This window comes from Deltaproteobacteria bacterium (assembly GCA_021159305.1).
GTDB lineage: Bacteria > Campylobacterota_A > Desulfurellia > JAGGSF01 > JAGGSF01 > JAGGSF01.
In genome coordinates this window covers 1-1,024 of sequence record JAGGSB010000063.1, presented here as the reverse complement: position 1 = coordinate 1,024, position 1,024 = coordinate 1, and the positions used below count along the sequence as shown (strand labels likewise).

2 protein-coding genes are annotated in these 1,024 nt (G+C 37.2%); both read left to right on the top strand.

The genetic code is table 11. From position 1 onward, the window contains the following. Positions 1 to 288 precede the first annotated feature (288 nt). The gene (locus J7J10_03975; protein MCD6130087.1) at positions 289 to 588 is read left to right on the top strand and encodes a hypothetical protein; all 300 of its coding nucleotides are present in this window, start codon (positions 289 to 291) and stop codon (positions 586 to 588) included. A 100-nt stretch (positions 589 to 688) separates the two neighbouring features. Further along, positions 689 to 985, top strand: coding sequence for a hypothetical protein (locus J7J10_03970; GenBank protein MCD6130086.1), 297 nt, complete (start codon positions 689 to 691; stop codon positions 983 to 985). The last annotated feature ends 39 nt before the right edge of the window (positions 986 to 1,024 follow it).

The window sequence follows — 1,024 nt, the reverse complement described above, 5'->3', positions numbered from 1 at the left end:
AAGCTAAAAAAAGGAGAAATAATTTTTTCTAAGTAAATAACTACAGCAAGAACAAAGGGAATAGAGAAGGGAAGGAGTAATTTATCAAATTACAAAAGATGAAATTTTTATTGCAATTATGCAACTAACCAAAGAGCCAAATTATTGGAAAAAAAGAGCAAAATAAGGCATAACAAACCAGTACCTGAGCGTTATTCCGCTGCCTGTCTGCGTGTCCGCGCGGGTAGACGCTCCATAGCGGCAGGTGAGCTTGATCGTTAGAAATCATATGTCAAAAGGAGGTGAGCTATGGCTGAGGAAAAAACCAAAACGGTGAAATTCAATGAAGAAGGAGTAAAGGATCTGCCAGATGACAAGCCTGTGGTTTATAAGATCCTAAATCAAAGTGGTGAAAACATTTACACGGGTGTAGCCAAGCGGGGAAGAGTAAAAGAAAGGTTAAGAGAACATTTGCCAGAAGGCCCTAATTCTATATTGGGTGGAGCTAAGGCCAAGATTCAACAAAAGACGTCAATCGCAGAGGCCGAGAAAACAGAATCGAATATCATTGCCAGAAGCAAACCAAAATACAATAAGAGAGGGAAATAGGTTTTGGTGCCACTTAGATTGCTGGTTTCTAACAAATCATTTCAACGGACGGTTAACACCGCCGCTGAATTCAGTCGTTAGACACGAGGGGGTAATTATTATGAACAACAAAATGAGGTTTAAGATTAAGTATTCAGTTTATCTATTTCTTTTTATCGTCATTTTTTCTCTTGGCTATACAACTGAAGCTGTCGGCTTAAAAAATCAAGAGAAGGCTACTACCCTTACTCAGGATTTAAATGTTCTGGCAAATTCTAATGGTAAAATAGTAGAACAGAAAGAAATCAGAATTAAATCTGAATGGTCTAAAAAAGTCGAATGCTATAAAGTAAAATATCTAAGTGATGGATTAAAGGTTGTAGGATTTATACTAAAACTAAACTATGAAGGTTCTTAGTGTGCTGTCAGATGATGATACAGGGGGTGGGATATTATT